The organism is Curtobacterium salicis, from assembly GCF_011759505.1.
Taxonomy (GTDB): domain Bacteria; phylum Actinomycetota; class Actinomycetes; order Actinomycetales; family Microbacteriaceae; genus Curtobacterium; species Curtobacterium salicis.
Genome location: NZ_JAAOYO010000001.1, coordinates 562349 through 581229 on the forward strand (window position 1 = coordinate 562349; position 18881 = coordinate 581229).

General features: G+C 72.4%; 21 protein-coding genes. 1 reads left to right on the forward strand and 20 read right to left on the reverse strand.

From position 1 onward, the window contains the following. Window positions 1–3 precede the first annotated feature (3 nt). The 20 genes from E9228_RS02695 to E9228_RS02790 form a co-directional block, all read right to left on the reverse strand. Window positions 4–816, reverse strand: coding sequence for an alpha/beta hydrolase (locus tag E9228_RS02695; RefSeq protein ID WP_166779037.1), 813 nt, complete (start codon window positions 814–816; stop codon window positions 4–6). Window positions 817–889: 73 nt separating this feature from the next. Beyond that, a complete protein-coding gene (locus E9228_RS02700) occupies window positions 890–1234 on the reverse strand; it encodes a YciI family protein (protein WP_166779038.1) in 345 nt (114 codons plus the stop codon). Between the two features lie 68 nt (window positions 1235–1302). Then, entirely contained in the window at window positions 1303–2886 is a 1584-nt protein-coding gene (locus tag E9228_RS02705; protein ID WP_166779039.1) for a glycosyltransferase family 39 protein, read from the reverse strand. A gap of 283 nt (window positions 2887–3169) precedes the next feature. After that, window positions 3170–4345, reverse strand: coding sequence for a flagellar hook protein FlgE (locus E9228_RS02710; protein WP_166779040.1), 1176 nt, complete (start codon window positions 4343–4345; stop codon window positions 3170–3172). Between the two features lie 44 nt (window positions 4346–4389). Next, the gene (locus tag E9228_RS02715; RefSeq protein WP_166779041.1) at window positions 4390–4830 is read right to left on the reverse strand and encodes a flagellar hook assembly protein FlgD; all 441 of its coding nucleotides are present in this window, start codon (window positions 4828–4830) and stop codon (window positions 4390–4392) included. A gap of 29 nt (window positions 4831–4859) precedes the next feature. Then, a complete protein-coding gene (locus E9228_RS02720; protein WP_166779042.1) occupies window positions 4860–6431 on the reverse strand; it encodes a flagellar hook-length control protein FliK in 1572 nt (523 codons plus the stop codon). Next, window positions 6428–7207 (reverse strand): C40 family peptidase, encoded by a 780-nt coding sequence (locus E9228_RS17265; protein WP_166779043.1) that lies wholly within the window; start codon window positions 7205–7207, stop codon window positions 6428–6430. The genes E9228_RS02720 and E9228_RS17265 overlap by 4 nt, the downstream gene beginning before the upstream one ends. Then, window positions 7204–7629: a flagellar FliJ family protein gene (locus tag E9228_RS02730; protein WP_166779044.1), complete on the reverse strand. Its 426-nt coding sequence runs from the start codon at window positions 7627–7629 to the stop codon at window positions 7204–7206. The genes E9228_RS17265 and E9228_RS02730 overlap by 4 nt, the downstream gene beginning before the upstream one ends. After that, window positions 7629–8972 carry a FliI/YscN family ATPase gene (locus E9228_RS02735; RefSeq protein ID WP_166779045.1) on the reverse strand — a complete coding sequence of 448 codons (1344 nt, stop codon included), beginning with the start codon at window positions 8970–8972 and terminating at the stop codon, window positions 7629–7631. The genes E9228_RS02730 and E9228_RS02735 overlap by 1 nt, the downstream gene beginning before the upstream one ends. After that, the gene (locus E9228_RS02740; RefSeq protein ID WP_166779046.1) at window positions 8969–9589 is read right to left on the reverse strand and encodes a FliH/SctL family protein; all 621 of its coding nucleotides are present in this window, start codon (window positions 9587–9589) and stop codon (window positions 8969–8971) included. The genes E9228_RS02735 and E9228_RS02740 overlap by 4 nt, the downstream gene beginning before the upstream one ends. Next, window positions 9582–10619 carry a flagellar motor switch protein FliG gene (gene fliG, locus E9228_RS02745; protein WP_166779047.1) on the reverse strand — a complete coding sequence of 346 codons (1038 nt, stop codon included), beginning with the start codon at window positions 10617–10619 and terminating at the stop codon, window positions 9582–9584. The genes E9228_RS02740 and fliG overlap by 8 nt, the downstream gene beginning before the upstream one ends. Further along, window positions 10616–12292: a flagellar basal-body MS-ring/collar protein FliF gene (gene fliF, locus E9228_RS02750; protein WP_166779048.1), complete on the reverse strand. Its 1677-nt coding sequence runs from the start codon at window positions 12290–12292 to the stop codon at window positions 10616–10618. The genes fliG and fliF overlap by 4 nt, the downstream gene beginning before the upstream one ends. Further along, complete coding sequence (gene fliE / locus E9228_RS02755; RefSeq protein WP_208385447.1) at window positions 12292–12624, reverse strand: flagellar hook-basal body complex protein FliE; 333 nt, start codon at window positions 12622–12624, stop codon at window positions 12292–12294. Before fliE ends, fliF begins: the two co-directional genes overlap by 1 nt. Beyond that, complete coding sequence (locus E9228_RS02760; RefSeq protein WP_111044204.1) at window positions 12624–13019, reverse strand: flagellar basal body rod protein FlgC; 396 nt, start codon at window positions 13017–13019, stop codon at window positions 12624–12626. The genes fliE and E9228_RS02760 overlap by 1 nt, the downstream gene beginning before the upstream one ends. Beyond that, on the reverse strand, window positions 13016–13360 hold the full coding sequence (locus tag E9228_RS02765) for a flagellar basal body protein (protein WP_166779049.1): 345 nt from the start codon (window positions 13358–13360) through the stop codon (window positions 13016–13018). The genes E9228_RS02760 and E9228_RS02765 overlap by 4 nt, the downstream gene beginning before the upstream one ends. 160 nt (window positions 13361–13520) lie before the next feature. After that, window positions 13521–13847, reverse strand: coding sequence for a hypothetical protein (locus tag E9228_RS02770; RefSeq protein WP_166779050.1), 327 nt, complete (start codon window positions 13845–13847; stop codon window positions 13521–13523). Further along, on the reverse strand, window positions 13837–14319 hold the full coding sequence (gene fliS, locus E9228_RS02775; RefSeq protein ID WP_166779051.1) for a flagellar export chaperone FliS: 483 nt from the start codon (window positions 14317–14319) through the stop codon (window positions 13837–13839). The genes E9228_RS02770 and fliS overlap by 11 nt, the downstream gene beginning before the upstream one ends. 17 nt (window positions 14320–14336) lie before the next feature. Continuing rightward, a complete protein-coding gene (gene fliD / locus E9228_RS02780) occupies window positions 14337–15737 on the reverse strand; it encodes a flagellar filament capping protein FliD (protein WP_166779052.1) in 1401 nt (466 codons plus the stop codon). A gap of 122 nt (window positions 15738–15859) precedes the next feature. Further along, a complete protein-coding gene (locus tag E9228_RS02785; RefSeq protein WP_166779053.1) occupies window positions 15860–17065 on the reverse strand; it encodes a flagellin N-terminal helical domain-containing protein in 1206 nt (401 codons plus the stop codon). A 127-nt stretch (window positions 17066–17192) separates the two neighbouring features. Next, window positions 17193–18011, reverse strand: coding sequence for a sigma-70 family RNA polymerase sigma factor (locus tag E9228_RS02790; RefSeq protein WP_166779054.1), 819 nt, complete (start codon window positions 18009–18011; stop codon window positions 17193–17195). Between the two features lie 382 nt (window positions 18012–18393). Between E9228_RS02790 and E9228_RS02795 the strand changes: the two genes are divergently transcribed. Continuing rightward, entirely contained in the window at window positions 18394–18879 is a 486-nt protein-coding gene (locus E9228_RS02795) for a flagellar protein FlgN (protein ID WP_166779055.1), read from the forward strand. The last annotated feature ends 2 nt before the right edge of the window (window positions 18880–18881 follow it).

Sequence of the window (18881 nt, forward strand, 5' to 3'; positions counted from 1 at the left end):
TGTTCACCCGGCACGCGGCCGCCGCTGCATCCACTCCGCGATCAGCGCGGTGCCGGCCGTGAACGCCGGGGAGCCCGGGCGGTTGAGGAAGGCGTGCGCGCTGCCCGGCAGCACATGGCGTTCCACGTCAGCACCCGCGGCCGAGAGCTCCGCCGCGAGCCGGTCGCCCGACGTCCGCATGGTGTCCCGCTCGGCGTGCACGAGGAGCGTCGGCGGGAACCCGGCGAGGTCGTGGCCACCCGGGAACGCGTACCGGTCGGCGAGCGCCTGCCGGGAGCCGGCGTGGTTGCGGTTCGCGACGTCGAGGGCCCACGGCGCGTGCGTGATCCGACGGTGGCCCCGGGAGCGGTGCGCCGGGTCCCCGCTCCGCGGGTGTGTCGCGTGGAAGAAGCCGTAGGCGAAGACGGCCCCGGTCGGCACAGCACCGTCGTCGATCGCGTGCAGGGTCGCGGCGGCGGCCAGACACGCACCCGCGCTCGCGCCACCGATGACGACGCCCTCCGGCGACTCGGTCGCTGTCCTCCGCAGTGCGACGAGGACGTCGTCGAGTGGCCTGCGGAAGCGCTCCCGCTCCGCCCGACCCCGCCGCAGGTGCCCGATGCCGGGGACCGGCGCGAGTCGGTAGGCCGCGGTCACGACGGTGACGCCCCGGGCGGCGAGGACCCGGGCGACGTCGTGTGCCTCGGGTTGCGCGGGACTCCCGCGGAAGAACCCGCCGCCGTGCAGCCAGAGCAGCGTCGGACCGGCGACGTGGGCCTCGGTCTCCGAGCGGTACCACCGGAGCGAGTCCGCCCCGACCGTGTTCCCCGTGCCCATGCCCACCTCCCCCGTCCCGAGTGGCGCTCCCCTGGCACACCCTGCTGCGACCGTACCGGGTCGCCGTCGGCTGTCAGAGGATGGGTCGGACCTCGACGCGACGGTTGCACGCTCGCGACGCGTCGCGGGCCAGACGGAGCGCGGTGTCCCCGTCCGGCAGGTCCCAGATCCAGAACCCGGCGACGTGCTCTGGCGCATCAGTACGCGGACCGGGCTCGACGAGCCCGACACCGTCGCGGTCGTCGACGACCGTCGCGTCCGCCGGTCCCGAGAGCCCGGCCGCGAACACCCACTGCCCTGCCGCCCGCAGGCGGTCGTTGAAGGCGTCGACGGCCGCCGCCTCCGCGTCGGTCGCGGTGCCGGAGGTCTGCCGTCCGGACCGCGGTCCGCTGTCCAGGACGTTCACGAGGTACTGCATGGCGCACTCTCCTGCCGTGTCGGTGCGACGGCACCGTCGCCGTCACCCACAGTGTGCGCCTGTCGCGGTCACCGGACGTAGGTGACGACCACGAAGTCGTCGACCCGGTGACGCGTCTCGACCCGCCAACCGTGGGCCTCCAGTCGGTCTCCGACGGCAGCGGGCTGCTCGGCCGTCGTCGCCCCGACGTACCACATCCGGTCGACGCCGCGCAGACGCGGGATGGCCGTCGCCGGCGACCGGTCCGCCCAGAGCTCGCCGACGTCCGCAGCCGTCCGGACCAGGGTGACGTCGCGGAGGCCACGGAACGGGGCCGGGTACGACGACGAGACGTACTCCGTCGTGCGGATCGGGTGGCCGGGCAGCGGGCCGTAGTAGACGCCGTCGACACCGCCGAGGTCCGGCAGCCGCTCGCGTTCGGCCGCGACGTACGCGGCCACGTCCCGCCAGTGCGATCCGGTCTTGTGGTCCGGCTCCTTCTGCTGCGCGATCTGCGGTGCCGCGACCACGGCGAACACGACGAGGCCCACCACCGACACGGTCCGCCACCGCACCGCGGCAAGACCCAGCCCGACGAGGACGGCCACGAACGGCGTCGTGAACGTCAGGTAACGCGAGTTGTAGAGCGGTTGCACCACGACCGACACGACGATCACGATGACGGTGGGCAGGACCACGGCCGGCAGTGCGATCTCGATCGCGGCGACCCAGGGACGGAGCCGCCGCAGCACGAGGACCGCGACGATGCCGACCAGGGCGAGGACACCGCTGACGACGGCGAGGACCGTCGAGAGGCCGAAGTACTGGAGCACGAACACCGAGTCCGCCAGCCGGCCGTCGACGCTCAGGGTCGTCCCGATCCAGTAGAGCTGCTTCTGGGCCTGTCCGCTGGTCAACAGCACGATCGGCACCGTCCCGGCAGCGGCGGCCACGGCGGCGACGAGCCACGAGAGCCCCGCCCGGCCGGTGGCGCCCTGACGGCGACGAGTGAGCTGCCAGATCAGCATCGTGCAGGCATGGGCCACGACGAGCAGGGCCGAGTAGAGGAACAGGGCCGATCCGAAGACCGCGACGACCGTGTACCCGAGCCACCAGAGCCACGCGCGGGGTCGTCGCTGGATGCTCCGGTCGGTCGCGACGACGAAGATCAGGGTCAGCACCACGGCGACCGCGATGCTCATCGCGTAGGAACGCCCCTGCAGGCCGGAGGACGTGGTCCGCGGGAGGACCGCCAGGACGACGCCCGCGATGAGACCGGCCCGGAGCGTCGTCAGTCGACTGACCAGGACGACCAGCAGTGCCGCGGCGACCCCGGCGGCGACCGCACTCGGGAAGCGCAGCGTCGCCAGGTCGTACGGCAGGAAGCGGAACCACACGTGCACGAACGCGTAGTAGAGGCTGTGCACACCATCGACGTTGTGCGCCATGTGCCAGAGCTCCGGCAGCGACCGACGAGCAGCGCTCATCGTGGCTGCTTCGTCGATGCCGGCCGGGGCCGTCCACGCACCCCAGAACGACACGACGGTCCCCACGATGCCGACGAACACGCTGCCGAGCACCAGGGCGAGCCGGCCGTGGGTCGGGGTGCCGTCGACCGTCGATGGTCGATCAGCGACGACGTCGGGCGGGCTGTCCGAGCGGGTGCGGGGCATGTCGCGGAGGATATCGACGCTCGGATGAGGCTCTTCCGGCACAGCGGCAGCGCACTGTCCGGAAGGCGCGCGGGCGGTCGTGCCGAGTCCGCGCTCGCCGCGAACGGTGGGGGCATGGCGGCCTGAGGACACCGTCAGCTGCGGGAGCGGTGGTGCCGCGTGTCGCCAGCCGTGCGCCTGCGCCGACCTGGATGACGACCACCGTCGCGGCGACGAGGAACGCCCCGTCCGCCGAGGCGGGGACGGGGCGGTCCGGGCGCTGTCGTGCCGTGATCGATCGCGACTAACGCTTCAGGTTCGTCAGCTCCTGCAGCACCTCGTCCGAGGTGGTGATGATGCGGGCGTTCGCCTGGAAGCCGCGCTGCGCGACGATCAGGTTGGTGAACTCCTGCGACAGGTCCACGTTCGACATCTCGAGCGTGCCCGCGGCCAGCGAGCCGACACCTGCGGATCCCGGGACGCCGACGGTGGCGGCGCCGGAGTTGGCGGTCGCGCGGTAGCCCGATGCGCCGGTCTTCTCGAGACCCGCGGGGTTGGCGAAGGTCGCGAGGGCGATGCGGCCGACGGCGAGCGACGCACCGTTCGAGAACGTACCCATCACGGTGCCGTCCTTCGAGATCGAGTAGCTCTTCAGCGACCCGGCCTCGTGCCCGTTCTGCGACGAGATCGACGCGGTGTTCAGCGCGGCGAACCCGGTCAGCTGGGTCATGTCCACCGCGATGCCACCGACCTGCAGGGTGGCGCCACGGGTGATCTTGCCGTCGGCACCGAAGGCGACGGTGCCGGTTGCGGACGAGCCCTGCCCGTTGGACGCGGAGACGCTCCAACCGGTGTCGGTCTTCGTGTACGCGAGCGACAGGGTGTGCTTGGTGCCGTACTGGTCGTACACGGTGGCGTCGCGGTTGAGGACCTCACCGGTCTTCGTGTCCGACGGCAGGTTGCCGGAGACACCCGCGGTGCTGGTCGCGGTCGCGGGTGCGGCGGACTGCAGCGGCAGCGTGATGTCGCTCATCTGACCGCCGTCGTTGACGACGCCGTCCGTGGCCGAGTAGCCCTGCACGATCTTGCCGTCGGAGCTGACCAGGCGGCCGTCGGCGTCGAAGTCGAACGCACCGGCGCGGCTGTAGACCGTGTCGTTGCCGAGACGCGTGACGAAGAAGCCGTCGCCGGAGATCATCAGGTCGGTCGCCTTGCCGGTGGCCTGCGCCGAGCCCTGGGCGAAGTTCGTGGAGACGCCGGCGACCTGCACGCCGAGGCCGATCTGAGCCGGGTTGGTGCCGCCGATGCCGGTCTGGGGGCCGCCGGCACCCTGGGTCATCTGCGACAGGGTGTCCTGGAAGACCGTGGTCGACGACTTGAAGCCGACGGTGTTCACGTTGGCGATGTTGTTGCCCGTGACGTCGAGCATCTCCTGGTGGGAGCGGAGGCCGGAGATCCCGGAGTAGAGCGAGCGGAGCATGGTGCGTCCCTTCGTGGACGAGGAGTGTGCGGGAAGAGGGAGGGTCAGGAACCGGAGGCGGTGGTGATACCGGAGATCACGTCGAGATCGACCTCCTTCCCGTTCACGGTCACGGTCGGCACGCTCTTGGCGTAGGACACCGCGGACGCGGTCCCCGTGACGGCCGCGCCGGAGGCGGCGTCGGTGTAGCTGACCTGCTTCCCGACGAGGTTCGCGGCGGCCATGCGCATCTGCAGCGAGAAGTCCTCGTTGGCCGTCGTGGTCTGGTTGGTGACCTGTTCCATCATCGCGAGCTGCGTCTGCTGGCTGATCATCTGGTTGGTGTCCATCGGCGACGACGGGTCCTGGTTGCGGAGCTGCGTCACGAGGAGCTTCATGAAGACCTCGGAGTCCATCGTCTGCGACCGCGACGAGGTCGGGTTGGCGGCGACTGCGGCAGCGGCCGTGGCGGTGTCCACGGAGCCGGTGATCCCGTCGAGTGGCATGGTTCTCGTTCCTGTGTCGTGGTGGCCGGTCAGGCGAGGACGTCGAGTCCCGCGGTGCGGACGGTGGTCGAGGCGGACGGGAGGGACGGGGCGATCCCGGCGCGGGCCTCCCGGACGGCGGGGCGGTCGGCTCCGTCGGTGGCACGGTCGCGGCCGGCGGCGTCGCGCCCGGCGTCGGCCGCCTGGTCGCGACCGTCGGCACTGGTGTCGGCCGGGTGGTTCTGGGCCGACAGGTCGAGCGTCGTGCTCCCGCCGGAATCGCGGCGGAGGTCCGGCAGGATCTGCCGCACCGCGTCGCGTCCGGCGTCGGAGGCCGCGAACAGCTCCACGTGCATGCCGTGTCCGGTGACGTGGGCGCGGACGGTGACCGGGCCGAGTGCCTCCGGTGTGAGCTGGACGGTCAGGACGTGTTCACCGGGGCCGGCGTGCGCGAGCGTGAACAGCGGACGCGCGAGCTGCTGCACCACTGGCTGGGGTGCTGCGGCGGGCGCGGCCGGACCGGCGGTCGGCGCGGGGGTGCCGGCGGTCGCGGGCGGCGCGGTCGTCGGCACGGTCAGGACGACCGGTGCGTCGCTCGTGGCGGTGACCGCCGGGAGGCTCGCCCCGCCCTGGTCCGCAGCGGCTGCGGCAACCGCGTGGCCGGCCGGGCCGACGGACGGACCGGGGACCGCGGCGGTCGCGGGCTGGGCGTCCCCTCCGGTGGTCGGTCGCGGGGCGGGTGCGGAGGTCGAGGTCACGACACCCGCGGCAGCGGTCGCCGCGGAAACGACGGCGCCGGACACGGCGGCGCTGGACACGACCGCGCTGGACACGACCGCGCTGGCCGCCGGTGCAGGCACCGGTCGCGGAGTCGGTGCCGGTGCGGTCGCGGCCGGTGTGCTGGCTGCCGTCGTGGACGAGGACGGCCCGGCCGGGAGCGGAGCCGTCGGGTCCACGGGAGTGGTGTCGAGCGGCGGAGCCGTCGGCAGGACCGCCGACGGGGCCGGCGTGACGGGTGCCGCGGCCCCGGTCGCACTGCCCGCGTCGGCCCCACCGGTCACGTCGGCGGGGTCGGCGGTCACCGCTGCTGCGTCGCTGGTCGCCGCGGCCCGCGCGGCCTGCGCGGACTGCGCGGACTGCGCGGCGACATCACCGGCGACGCGTGTCCCGACGACACCCGCGCTGACGGCGGCGGCGCCGACCGTGACGGCACGGACGATGACGGCGGCCGCGGTGGAGACGACGGCCGGTGCCGGCGTGCCCGCTGCGTGCTCCCCCGGCGACACCAGGTCGGTCGGCGTGGCAGCGGTCGCGACGCCCGAGGTGCCGGTCGTCGGCGTCACCGGCGCGGTGCCGGTGCTGGTCCCGGTTGCGGTCCCGGGCGAGGACGTCGGCATCGCTGCCGGTGCGGCGGTCGGTGTCGCAGCGGTGCTCGCGTCGGTGTCGTCGGAGGAGTCCTGCCGTCCTCGGTCCCGCTCGGCGTGGCCGGCCACCGCGGACAGCGCGGCACCGAAGCCGGCGCCCGTGCTGTCCTCGGTCGGTCCCTGGCGGTCCCCCACCGGCCGCGTCCGGACGACGGGCGCGGCCGGTGTCGCCGACGCGCCGGCCAGGACGGCGCTCACGCGACGCTCCCGGAGGTGAGCATGGACTGCAGCGCGGCCATCTGCAGGTCGGTGGCGTTCGTGGTGCTGCTCGTCCCGACGGTCCGCGCGGCCTGCGCTGCGGCGGTGGCCGCGGCCTCCTGTCCGGAGGGCACGATGCGGCGGATGGTGGCGATGTCGGAGTCCTTGTACCAGTTGTCGACGATCCGGACGTCCTTGCCGGGGTGCGGCGCGTGCAGGACCTTGCCGTCGCCGACGTAGATGACGATGTGTCCCTCGCCCTTGGGGATGATGAGGTCGCCGGGCTGCGCCTGTGCCAGCGACGGCACCGCCACGCCCATGTCGGCCTGGTCCGGCACGACGCGGGGCATGGTGACGCCGAGGTCCTTGAAGACGGTCTGCACGAGACCCGAGCAGTCCATGCCGGCGCGGGTCTCGCCGCCGAACACGTACGGCACACCGAGGTACTTCTCGGCCGCTGCGACGACGGCGTCCCCGGTCGCTCCACTGCCCGTGGCGAGGGTGTCGCGGCCGGCGTCGACCGACGTGGCTGGCGCTGCGGTCGCGGCGCCGGCGGGAGCGGCGGTGCCGGCTGCACCCGCCGTCGAGGCACCGGCTGCGGCACCTGTCGCGGTCCCGGTCCCGGTCCCGGTGCCGGTCTCGGTGGCCAGGGCGTCGGCGAAGGCCGAGGAGGCCGCTGCCGAGGACGCGGCGGACGGCGCGCCGCTCCCGCTCTGCAGCGTCTCGATCTGGCTGCGGATCTCGCTGATCCGCGAGAGCACGGCGTCGATGCTCATCGATGTCCCCCCTCGGTGCGGCGACGGGCCGCGATCTCGTCGAGCGCGTTCTGCTCGGCACGCAGGTCCTCGGCGGTGACCCGCGCGGTGTGCTGACCCTCGAGCTTCTCCAGCCCGAGTGCCGAGCGGCGTGCGGCGTTGTAGGTCGACTGCGCACGGTCGGCGTCGGCGCGGCGGCACCGGACGACGGCGTCGAGCTCCTCGAGCATCCCCCGCGTCGCTGCCCGGGCCGAGGCGACGGCGCTCAGCGTCGCGGCGTCGGTGATCGTCGCCGGCTCGTCGTCCAGGGTGCGCCGCGCGGCCATCCGGGCGTCGGCGGCCGCACGGACCCGGCCGTTCGCGTCCGCCAGGGTCGCCGCGGCACGGTCCTGTTCGGCGTGCCGGAGACGGAGCAGCCCGGCGAGCGGGAACCGGCGGGCCATCAGAGGAGCCCCCCGCCGGCGCCGAGGGTGCGGACGAGTCCGCTGAGGCGCTCCCACGACCCGGCGGCGGTGACCTGCTCGGCCATGCCCTGCCGGAGGAACGCGTCGATGGCGTCCTGGTGGTCGACGGCCGCGTCGACCAGGGGGTTGGTACCGCGCTGGTACGCGCCGACGTCGAGCAGGTCCTGTGCCGCGCGTCGAGCGGCCATCACCTTCCGGAGCGCGGTCGCGGTGGCCCGCTGCTCGGGCGTCGTCACCTTCGAGGCCACGCGCGAGATCGACCCGAGCGCGTCCACGGACGGGAAGTGGCCGGTCACCGCGAGCTTCCGGTCCAGCACCACGTGGCCGTCGAGGATGCTGCGGGCAGCGTCGGCGATCGGCTCGTTGTGGTCGTCGCCGTCGACCAGGACGGTGTAGATCCCGGTGACGCTGCCGACCCGGTCGGTGCCGGCGCGCTCGAGCAGACCGGCGAGGACCGAGAACGTCGAGGGCGGGTAGCCCCGCGTTGCCGGCGGTTCGCCGACGGACAGGCCGATCTCGCGCTGTGCCATCGCGACGCGGGTGAGCGAGTCCATCATGAGGACGACGTCCTGCCCGGCGTCCCGGAACGACTCGGCGATGCGGGTCGCCACGAACGCCGCACGCAACCGCATCAGCGCGGGCTCGTCCGACGTGGACACGACGACGATCGAGCGGGCGAGGCCCGCAGGCCCCAGGTCGTCCTCGAGGAACTCGCGCACCTCACGGCCGCGCTCCCCGACCAGGGCGATCACGTTGACGGCGGCGTCGCTCCCCCGCGCGATCATCGACAGCAGCGAGGACTTGCCGACGCCGGAGCCCGCGAACAGGCCCATGCGCTGGCCGCGGCCGACGGTCGTCAGCGTGTCGAGCACGCGGACCCCGAGCTGCATCGGCGTGTCGATGCGGGTGCGGGCCATCGCGTTCGGGGTGTCGTGGTCGAGCGGGACCCAGCCTTGCGCGTCGAGCGGCCCGTGGTCGTCGATCGGACGACCGAGGCCGTCGAGCACCCGTCCGAACAGGCCCGCGCCGGTCGGCACGAGCACGGGCCGTCCGGTCGAGCGGGCCGGGGTGCCGGCGGTGATGCCGGTCAGTCGCCCGAGCGGCATGCAGCGGACGCCGGTGGCGTCGGTGGCGACGACCTCGACCGCGGTCTGGGCCGCACCCTCGGCACCGACGGTGATCACTTCGCCGACGTGGGCGTCGAGTCCGGCGACGGTCAGGCCGAGACCGACGGCGCTCGTCACGGTGCCGACGCGCTGTGGGCGGGCGGCGCGGACGGCGTCGTCGAGTCCGCGCGGGCGCAGCAGCGTCGCGGCGGTCACCGGACGCCTCCCAGTGCGGCGCGGGCACGGGACAGCGCGGCGTCGATCCGCGCGTCGAGCAGGCCGTCCGGCAGGTCGACGACGGCGTCGCCGTCCCGCAGGGCCGGGTCGGCGACGACCGGCACCGGCATCGCCAGGTCGGCGACGGCCGCCGCGTCGGCGGGACTCAAGCGGACCGCGGTCACGACCGGTGCCGCGGCGACGTCGAGCGCGCGGCGGAGGGTCACCTCGGCGGCGACCGACGGCCCGCCGAGCACGGATGCGTCCGCCCGGGAGGCGCGCACCGCGTACCCGACGACGGCGTCGGCCAGTTCGACGGCCGCGCTGGTGACCGACTCCTCGGCGGCGTCGAGCACCGGGACGATCCGGGCCTGGAGCGCCGCGGCGGCACGGTCGAGGACGGCGAGCCGGTCGACGACGAGCGCCTCGAGGTCAGCCAGTCGTGCGGCGTGCTCGGCGTCCATGCGCGCGCGGATCGCCTCGGTCTCGACGTGGGCTGCGCGGAGACCGGACGCGTACCCGGCGGCGTGCCCGCGCACGTCGGCGCTCGCGGCACGTCGGGCCAGGGCGGCGTCGGTGATCACCGGGAACGCGAGCGGGGCGAAGGGCTCAGTCAACGAGCTCGTCCTCCTCGGTGCGGTGGACGGTGATGACGCCCTGGGCCTCGAGCTCGCGGACGGAGCGGACGACCTCGGCACGGGCCTCCTCGACCTGCGACACGCGGACCGGACCCATCGATTGCAGTTCGTCGTCGAGCAGTTCGCGGTTGCGCTCCGAGACGTTGGCGCGGATCGTCTCGACCACCGGCGTGGACGCACCCTTCATGGCGGTCGCCAGGATCTTCGAGTCGATGCCGCGGAGCACCTGCTGGATGTCGCGCGACTCGAGCTTCACGATGTCCTCGAAGGTGAGCATCCGCGAACGGATGTCCTCGGCGAGTTCCGGGTCACGCGCCTCCAGGCCGTCGAGCACGGCCTTCTCGGTGGCGACGTCCGAGCGGTTGATGATCTCCACCAGGGGCGCGATGCCGCCGACGACCTCGACGCTCTCGCGCGGCGAGACGACGGCTCCGGCGCGTGAGCGCAGGACGCCGGCGACGATGCCCACCGACTCGGGTGTGGCGGTGCCCATCGTGGCGAACGCCTGCGCGACGTCGGTGCGCACGCGCTCGTCGAACCCGGCGAGGACGGCGCTCGCCTGGGCGGGCTTCAGGTGCGCGAGCACGAGTGCGATGGTCTGCGGCAGCTCGCCCTCGAGCAGGGCGATGACCTGGCCGGGCTCGGCGTCGTCGAGGAACTCGAACGACTGCCCGGCGAGGTTCGACGCCAGGCGGTCCATCACGCCGGCGGCGCGCTCCGCGCCGAACGACGCCTCGAGCAGGCCGAGCGCGGTCTCCTTGCCGCCGCGACGGCTGGTGCGCCCGGTGCGGGTGAGGCGGTGGAACTCACCGAGCGTGCGGTCGACGACCTCGTCGTCGACACGGCGCATCCGGACGATCTCCTGCGAGATCTCCTCGGCCTCCAGCTCGGTGAACTGCTTCATCACCTCGGCGGCGCGCTCGGTGTCCATCTGCATGAGGATGAGCGCGACCTTCTGCGCCCCGGTCAGCGGCCGGTCGGTGCCCGGCGCGGGGACGACGGCGCTCACACCGACGCCCGGTCGTCGAGCAGCCCGCGGAGGAGCTCGGCCGTGCGCTTCGGGTCGCGCTCGGCGAGGGCCGCGATGTCCTGGCGGCGGCGCTCGGCGGTGATCTCGTCGGTGGTGAGGATCTCGGTCGGGGCGTCGTCGAGCGGCAGGGCCTGGATCGCCACGGTGGGGGCGTCGCCGGCCTCGAGTCCGGTGCGGACGTCGGCCGGTTCGACGGCGAGCGGCAGCGGGAACGAGTCGCCGAACGCGTCGAGTTCCCCGATGTCGACCTGTTCGCGCTGCTGCCGGCGGCTGCGGCGCGCCAGGAAGACCATCAGGACGATGAGGGCCAGGACGATCCCGACGACGATGCCGGCCGTGCGGATCGCCGACCAGAGCGCCTCCTGCTGGTCCGCCTGCTGCTGTGCCTGCAGCGCCTTGGCGGCGTCGTCGGCGGCACTGGTGTCGAAGTCCATCATCGCGACCTTGACCTGGTCGCCGCGGGTCGCGTCGACGCCGGCGGCGTTGGCCACCAGGTCGTTGATGCTCTGCAGGTTGACGCCCTGCACGGACTTCGCCTTCGCGTTGAGTGCGACCGAGATGGTCTGGCGGTCCATCGCCCCGGCGGGGATCTGCGTGGTCTCGGTGGTCTTGTCGACGGCGTTGTTCTTCGTCGCGGACTGGTTCTGGTAGCCGCCGTCGCCGGCACCGGCGCCCGTGCTGGCCGTGCCGTTCGGGACGGCGATGTTGTCCGGGCCGAGGACACCGGTCGCCCCCGCGCCGGCACCGCTCGCGCCGGCGCCGTACTGCTCCTTCGTGGACGACTCGTTGAGCGCCACCGGGCCGGTCGTCGGCGTCGTGTAGGACTCGGTCGTGCGGGTGCCGGAGTTGTCGCTCATGGTCGCGGCCACGACGACGCTGGCGTTGCCCGCTCCGAGGGTGGTGTCGAGCAGGTCCTGCACCTTCTTGCTCGTCGCGGCGTCGTAGTCGGCGGCCTGGTCGGTGCCGGAGCCGGTCGCGCCGGTGCCGACGGCCGACAGGGTCTGGCCCTTCTGGTCGACGACCGAGACGTCGGTGGGCTGCATGCCCTCGACGGCGGCGCTGGTCAGGTGCACGATCGCCTGGACCTGGTCGGTGCCGAGCTGCGCGCCGTTCTTGGTGGCGATGAAGACGGACGCGGTGGGGTCCTTCTCCTCGGACACGAAGACGGACTTCTTCGGGATCGCGAGCTGCACGCTCGCCGTCTGCACGCCGTCCATCGCGGAGATCGTCTTGGCGAGCTCGCCCTCGATCGCACGCTTGTAGGTGACGTCCTGCTGGAACTCGCTGCTCGTCACGCCCATCGTGTCGAGCAGCGAGTAACCGCCCTCGTTCGACGACGGCAGCCCGTTCGAGGCGGCCTTGAGCCGCTCCGTGTAGACCTTCGACTGCGGGACGAGGATCGTCGCGCCGCCGTCCGTGAGCTGGAACGGCACGCCGTCGGTGGTCAGCTGGTCGGTGACCGAGCTGGCGTCCGCCGCGGCCAGGCCGGTGAACAGCGGCGCGTAGGACGGCTTGCCGAGCCAGGACGCGAGCGCGATCCCGCCGAGCACGAGCGCCGCGACGCCGATGATCGCGATGGTCCGCTGCGCGGCGGTGAACCCCTTGACGTACGCGCCGAGACGGCCGAGCACGTTCTGCATGCCGGCGGGCATCAGGCCTGCATCCGCATGATCTCGTTGAACGCGTCGACGCCCTTGTTGCGGACGGCGGCGACGAGCTCGAGGGTGACCTGGGCGCGGGTGGACGCGATGGTGGCGTCGTGGATGTCGTCGAGGTTGCCCGTGACGGCCTTGAGCGCCAGGGTCTTCGAGTCGCTCTGCAGCTGCTGCAAGCCGTCGACGGCGTTGCCGAGGCTCGCGGCGAACCCGTCGCCGCCGGACGCGGTGACGGCGGACGAGCCGCGGTCGCTGCTGGTGCCGGTGACGTTCGTCACGGCGTTCGTCATCGCGTTGGTGGTCACACCGTTCACGGCGTCGATGGGCATCAGTTCTTCCCGATCTGCAGTGCCGCCTCGTAGGCGGTCTTGGCACGGTCCACCACGGCGGCGTTCGCCTGGTAGCCGCGCTGGGCCATGATGAGGTCCGCCATCTGCGTGCCGAGGTCGATGTCCGGCATCCGGACGTACCCTTCGGCGTTCGCGAGCGGGTTGTCCGGGTCGTAGGTCACGCGGCCGGCGGCGCTGCCGAACGCGGCGCCCTTGACGTAGGCACCGGAGACGCCGTTGCCCTCCTGGACCTCGACGTAGCGGGCCTGGAACGCGGAGTCGTCCATCGACCGGACGGTGTTGACGTTGGCGATGTTGTCCGAGATGGCGTCGAGCCATTTGCGGTGCACGGTCATGCCGGTGCTCGCGATGCCGATCGCGTCGAAGGTCGTCACGAGTTGGTCCGCATCGCCGCACGGACGCTGGTGAGCTCGGAGTTCATCGCCTGCGTCGCGAACTGGTACCGCAGCACGGTGTCGACGTTCGACAGCGTCTCCTCGTCGAGGTTGACGTTGTTGCCGTTCGTGTTCGTCGGCTCGAGGCTCCGCGCGACGGTCGGCGTGGTGCGGCCGTCACCGTCGACGACGGACTTCGCCAGGGCGTCCTCGAACTGGACCTTGCCGGCCCGGAAGTCCGTGGTGTTGATGTTCGCGATGTTGTCGGCGATCACACGCTGACGCATCGACAGGCCGTCGAGTGCGCTCTGCAGCGCGGCCGACGTCACGGAGTCGAACACGGATGGTTCCCCTCGTCGGGCGCCGTCCGGGAGGACGTCGCCGAAGCGGTGGTGGCCGATCCGTGGCCGGGTGGTCGAGCGATCCGTGCTCGACAGGGGCTATCGGCGCAGCGTCCGAGCGGTGTTAGTGCTCGCCCCGAACGGGGGCCGGTCCGTCCGGCTAGGCGCTCGCGTCGAGGTAGACCGCGGTCTGGGGGGTGCGCGTCGCGTCGACGGCGCGGAGCGCGCCGAGGTGCTCGAGCGTCACCCGGCGGGCGTCCTCGAGGGCGGTGATCCGGTCGCGCTGCGCGGCGAGCAGCCGGGAGGCACGCCCCACCAGGTCGCGCGGCACCGGTCCCAGCCCGGTCGGCTCGGTCCAGGTGACGGTGGTGTCGGTGGCGGTGGCGCTGGAGTCGAGCGTCGCTTCGAGGTCGGCGAGGACCGCCTCCCAGCGAACGCGTGCCGCCGCCAGGTCGACCGACGTGCGCGTCTCGGACTCAGGCGACACCGAGCGCCCCGCCGACGGTGTGCTGCGGCGCCACCGGGGTCGCGGGCAGCGAGGCCGCGGCGTCGTGCCAGGCCTGCCGCAGCGGGTCGAGGATCCGGATGCAGTCGCGGGTGGCCTGCACGTCGCGGTGCACGTTCGCGGTGATGAGCGACGTCGACGCGTAGTTGTACACGGCGAGCAGCCCCTCGCCGCCGTCCCACACGTCGATCTTCAGCGTCGAGGAGAGCTCGCCGACGATGGCCTGGGCGTGCAGGAGCTGCTCGCGGGCGGCGTCCCAGTCAGCGGCGACCTGGGCGGTCTCGGCGCGGTGCAGGTCGAGCAGCAGCCGGTCGTAGAGCATCGTGACGAGCTGCGCGGGCGTCGCCGACAGCACCGCCTCGTTCGTGTACTGGGCGCGACGCTGGTCCGTGACGGTCCGGGGCTTCGCGGCCTGCCGGAAGGCGGCGGAACCGCTGAGGTCGAAGGCGTTCATGACGGTTCTCCTGCGGCTCAGTTGGACAGCGACGCCAGCTGACCGGCGAGCCAGCTCGACTGCGACTGCAGTCCGCTCAGGCTCGTCTCGAGCGCGGCGTACTGCGTCTGCAGCGTCGCCCGGCGCATCGTCAGTCGGTCGGTCCACGAGTCGATCTGCGTGGTGAGGTCCTTGACCACGGACTGCTTGCCCGTGATCGCGGTCGTGATGGAGCCGGTGTACTTGTCGCTGGCGGCGGTGGCGGCGTCCGAGACGGCCTTCGCCACACCGGCCATGATCGCCTGCGTGCCGACCGGGTCGGCGGCCAGGGCCTTCTGGAACGCTGCGGCGTCGAAGTCGAAGTCGCCGTCCTTCGAGATGACGATGCCGATCGACGACGGGGACTTCCCGTTGACCGGGGTCGACATGGCGCTGGTCAGCCGCTGGACGGCCGACCGCGTCGTGGCGTCCCCGAGCAGGACGCCCGCGGTCGTGCTCGTCGTCCCGTTCGTCGGGCTGGTCGTGCTGGTCACGCCGGTGTTCGACGCGTAGTACGACGTGACGGCGTTCAGCGCGTCGACGAGCCCGGAGGCCACGGCCTGCGCCTTGGTGCTGTCCCGCCCGACCGTGATCGTGGTCGGGTCGGTCGACGCCTTCGAGACGGTGACGCTGACGCCGGGCAGCAGGTCCGCGAAGGTGTTCGTCGCGCTCGTGACGGTCTGCGCCGCCGCCGTCCCGGCCCACAGCGTGACGGACGCGTCGGCGGCCGGGGTCACGACGGCTGCGCCGGACTCGGCCAGCACGTCCGTCGCGGTGCCCGCGGCGACGTCCGCCGCGGTCCCACGGTGCAGGGTGAAGCCGTTCGCTGCGCCCGTCGCGGTGCTCGTCACCTGCAGTCGGTAGAGCTTCGTGCCGCTGGCGTCGGTCCCCGCGGCGACCTTCGTGGCGGTGACCCCGGCTGCGGAGCCGTTGATCGCCGTGACGGTGTCGTCGAGCGAGCCCGATGCCGGCGTCACGGTCGTGCTCGTGCCGTCCGGCTTCGTGAACGTCAGCGCCGACGCGGTGTCCCCCCAGGACGACATCGCGGCGGTGACGCCGACCTGCGCGGCAGCCGTCCGGCCGACCGTGAAGGACACGGACCCGGCGGTGGCGGTCGCACTCGCCGAGACGGTGGCGTTCGTGGCGCTCGACGACGCCGTGTACAGGTCGAGCGAGCCGGGCTTCGCGGCGGCTGCGGCCTTCGTGGCGAGGGACTGCACGAGCCCGTTGATGGTCTGCAGCGACGAGATGAAGGAGTTGGTCGTGGTGACCTTGGCCTTGAGCAGCGTCTGCGGCACCTGCTCGACGCTCATCAGCGAGTTGATGAGGTCGGTGGTCTTGAGGCCGGAGACCAGGCCGTCGATCGCGAGCGAGGTGCTCGTCGCGGACGTGGTGGACATCGCTGGCTCCCCGGTGGTCGGCGGCTCGGAGTGGAGGCGGACCGACCGAGGTCGGTCCGAGGGGGTGGACTCCACCACCGAGGAGCACCCGAACGGCTCCTCGGTGGTGGCGACCGGTGCGACTAGCGGAGCAGCGACAGGACGCCCTGCGTGCTCTGGTTCGCCTGCGCGAGCATCGACGTGCCGGCCTGGCTGAGGATGTTGTCGCGCGTGTACTTGACCATCTCCTCCGCCATGTCGACGTCGGTGATGCGGGACTTCGCCGCGGTGAGGTTCTCCTTGGCCACGTTCGTCACGTTGATGGCGTGGTCGAAGCGGTTCTGGATCGCACCGAGGTTGGAGCGGGCCGACGAGACCTTGGCGATCTGCTCGTCGATCAGCTTGATCGCGGCCTGGGCGTGATCGGCGGTGTCGAACTGCACACCACCGGTGACCGTGGCGCCCTTGGCACCGGCAGCGAGGCCGGCGGCTGCGGTCGCGTTGTCGGCGTCCTCGAGCACGCCGCCGTCCTTCGCGGAGACGACGATGCCGGTGCCGGCACCGTTCGCGTCCTTCTCCACCGAGACGGTGAACTTGGCCGAGAACGCGTCGTCGCGCGAGAGCGCCGCGGCGTAGTCGTCGACGCTCGCGAACGTCGTCTGCGGGTCGCCCGCCTTGTCGGTCAGAGCCTTGGTCGTGACCGAGGTCTTGGTGCCGTTGGCGTCGGTCGAGACGAAGGTCGCGGCCTTTCCGTCGAGGTCTGCGACCGTGACGGCGAAGGACGAGCCGGTCGCCGCGATGTCGCCGCCACCGAGCTTGGTGGTGATGGCGGAGACGTTTGCACCCGACAGGTCGACGACGATCTGGCTGCTCTTGTCGCCGTTGGCACCGACCTGGAAGGCGAGCTTGCCGGTGCTGCCGTTGGCGGAACCGTCGAGCAGGTTGATGCCGTTGAAGTTCGTCGACGACGCGATGCGGCCGAGTTCCTTCTGCAGCTGGTCCGACTCGGTCTTGATCGCCGCACGCGACGTGTCGTTGTTCGAGTCGTTGCCGGCCTGGACGGCGAGGTCGCGCATGCGCTGGAGGATCGAGTGGGTCTCGGTGAGGCCACCTTCAGCGGTCTGCACGACGGAGATGCCGTCCTGCGCGTTGCGGGCGGCGACCGTGAGGCCACCGACCTGGGACTTCAGCCCCTCGGAGATCGACAGACCGGCCGCGTCGTCGGCAGCACGGTTGATGCGGAGGCCGCTCGAGAGCTTCTCGAGGGACTTCGACAGGTCGTTCTGCGTCGAGTTGAGGTTCCGGTACGTGTTGAGTGCCGAGAGGTTGGTGTTGATGGACATACCCATGATGTGTTCCTCCGTGAAACTGGGCCGATCGTCAGCCCGTCCGTGGGCTGACATGTGTCCCTCTCGGCCGTACGGCCGGAGGCGTTAGACGATCCGTCGGACGATTTCGCCCGCGGACCGTCGACGGTCAACTGGCCGCGACGACGCCCGCCGAGGTCGCGTCCTGCACCGCGCGGGTGATGCCGGCGGCCGCGTTCGTGGCGACCCGGGCCAGGTAGGCGCTCCGTCGGGCCGCGGTGGTGCGGGAGGCCGGCTCGGGGATGGCACCGTCGTCGCCGTAGTGCTCGGCGAGGCCGTCGCGGAGCAGCCGCATCGCCTCCGAACGCTGCTGCGAGACGGCGGAGTGCGTGATGCCGAGCTCAGCCGCGACGTCGGTGACGGTGCGGTCGCCGAAGTACACGGCCTCGACGATCAGGCGCATCCGGTCGGGCAGCGCCTGCACGGCGGCCACCAGGTACCGGCGCTTCTCGGCCTCGAGCAGGTCCTCGCCGGGCAGGGGCAGGTCTGCGGCGACGGTGTCGTGCACGGTCTCGTCGATCGGGCTGACGGTGCGTGCGGCGTCGGTCAGTGCGTCCACGGCGGTCTGGCGGTCGACGCCCATCGCGTCGGCGATCTCCTGCGGGGTGACACGGCGACCGAGTCCGGCGGAGAGGGCCTCCTGCGTCGCGAGGGTCTCGCGGATGCGCTTCCGGGTGCCGCGGCTGGCCCAGTCGCCTGCGCGCAGGTCGTCGGCGATCGCGCCGGTGATGCGGGTGCGGGCGTAGGCGCCGAACGGCACGCCGAGCGTCGGGTCGAAGGCGTCGGCGGCCTGCACCAGGGCGACGGAACCGACCTGTCCGAGGTCGTCGCGGCTGAGGTGCGTGGCGCGAGCGCAGGTCTCGGCGACGATGTAGCCGACGAGCGGCAGGTGCTCGACGATCATCGCGTTGCGTGCGTTCCGGTCCATGGTGTTCCCCTGGTCGTCCTGTGTCGACTGACCCGTCCGTGGGCATGACGAGCACCGGCGTCGGGACCGCCGGATACGTCGAAGAACCGCCGGGATCCGTCCCCGCGGTGCACCCGCGCCCCTGGACGCGAGCCCTGGACGCGAGCCGGGGGTTGTCCCCCGGTGCTGATCTCGAACCTATCGGCTGCCTGAGGACGGAGGGAGTCCCTGTCCGTACCCAGTGCGGGGGTGGGTACAGGCCAGGCCGGTCCGCACTTCGGCGGACATCGGACAGTTTGTCCCCCGATCGGAGGACGTCGTGCTCCGCGCTTACGCCTGGGCCGCCTCCGTCGATAACCCCTGGTGACCGCAGCCGGCGGTCGGATGACCCCGGAGGGAGCTGATGAGCGTGAACGACCTGTCCGCAGTCCTGTGGCGCGAACGCGAGTTGCTCGAACTGCTCACGTTCAAGCTCGAGGAGGAGCAGCTCCTGCTCGCCGCCGGGCGCTCCCGCTGGATCTCGCACGCCAGTCGTGAGGTCGAGCAGGTCCTCGACCGACTCCGCACCACCGGCCTCGAGCGCAGCGCCCAGAGCGCCGCCGTCGCCGAGGAGTGGGGCATGCCCTCGGACGCGCCCCTCCGCGAGGTCGTCGCCGCAGCGCCGTCCGGTCCGTGGGGCGAGATCCTCGCGTCCCACCTCAGCGCGATGCTCGAGCTCACCACGCGCATCGGGTCGCTGCGGGACGAGAACGACCGCTTCCTCCGTGTCGCCGCCCAGGCCACGCAGGAGACCCTCGCCGGCACCGTGACCGACCCCGACACCTACGACGCCACCGGTTCGTCCGGCACGACCACCGACGGCGCCCGACTCTTCGACGGGAACCTGTAGCG

Excerpts from the sequence above, each read along its gene's own strand:
- E9228_RS02695 (WP_166779037.1), bottom strand. The coding sequence starts at position 816 with ATGGGCACGGGGAACACGGTCGGGGCGGACTCGCTCCGGTGGTACCGC.
- E9228_RS02700 (WP_166779038.1), bottom strand. The coding sequence starts at position 1,234 with ATGCAGTACCTCGTGAACGTCCTGGACAGCGGACCGCGGTCCGGACGG.
- E9228_RS02705 (WP_166779039.1), bottom strand. The coding sequence starts at position 2,886 with ATGCCCCGCACCCGCTCGGACAGCCCGCCCGACGTCGTCGCTGATCGA.
- E9228_RS02710 (WP_166779040.1), bottom strand. The coding sequence starts at position 4,345 with ATGCTCCGCTCGCTCTACTCCGGGATCTCCGGCCTCCGCTCCCACCAG.
- E9228_RS02715 (WP_166779041.1), bottom strand. The coding sequence starts at position 4,830 with ATGCCACTCGACGGGATCACCGGCTCCGTGGACACCGCCACGGCCGCT.
- E9228_RS17265 (WP_166779043.1), bottom strand. The coding sequence starts at position 7,207 with ATGAGCATCGACGCCGTGCTCTCGCGGATCAGCGAGATCCGCAGCCAG.
- E9228_RS02730 (WP_166779044.1), bottom strand. The coding sequence starts at position 7,629 with ATGGCCCGCCGGTTCCCGCTCGCCGGGCTGCTCCGTCTCCGGCACGCC.
- fliF (WP_166779048.1), bottom strand. The coding sequence starts at position 12,292 with ATGCCCGCCGGCATGCAGAACGTGCTCGGCCGTCTCGGCGCGTACGTC.
- fliE (WP_208385447.1), bottom strand. The coding sequence starts at position 12,624 with ATGCCCATCGACGCCGTGAACGGTGTGACCACCAACGCGATGACGAAC.
- fliS (WP_166779051.1), bottom strand. The coding sequence starts at position 14,319 with ATGAACGCCTTCGACCTCAGCGGTTCCGCCGCCTTCCGGCAGGCCGCG.
- fliD (WP_166779052.1), bottom strand. The coding sequence starts at position 15,737 with ATGTCCACCACGTCCGCGACGAGCACCTCGCTCGCGATCGACGGCCTG.
- E9228_RS02785 (WP_166779053.1), bottom strand. The coding sequence starts at position 17,065 with ATGGGTATGTCCATCAACACCAACCTCTCGGCACTCAACACGTACCGG.
- E9228_RS02790 (WP_166779054.1), bottom strand. The coding sequence starts at position 18,011 with ATGGACCGGAACGCACGCAACGCGATGATCGTCGAGCACCTGCCGCTC.
- E9228_RS02795 (WP_166779055.1), top strand. The coding sequence starts at position 18,394 with ATGAGCGTGAACGACCTGTCCGCAGTCCTGTGGCGCGAACGCGAGTTG.